General features: G+C 51.7%; 1 protein-coding gene. It reads right to left on the reverse strand.

Features of this window, described 5'->3' with window-relative positions; genetic code table 11:
• Positions 1 to 48 precede the first annotated feature (48 nt).
• Positions 49 to 230, reverse strand: a 182-nt coding sequence (locus tag C448_RS16515) for a hypothetical protein (protein WP_204365463.1), incomplete at its 5' end; no start/stop codon positions are given.

Here is a 230-nt window from a genome sequence, read left to right on the forward strand (position 1 = left end):
GGTACCACTCACTCACCCCACGTTTTCTGAATGAGCTATATCCGAAGTTCAGCCGTCAGATTCGCCCGCTTGATGGTAACTCTTTGTTGCCAAATTTGAATCTTCAATGGACGGCCAGAACTCTTTTTGACACGGTATCTCTGGATCGAACCCCGGTACGACCCGCTTCATCCTACCGGGGAACGTGGAGGTGGTGTCGTGTTCGATCTTCATCCCCCACGTTTCTGACG

This window comes from Halococcus morrhuae DSM 1307 (genome assembly GCF_000336695.1).
Classification (GTDB): Archaea; Halobacteriota; Halobacteria; order Halobacteriales; family Halococcaceae; genus Halococcus; species Halococcus morrhuae.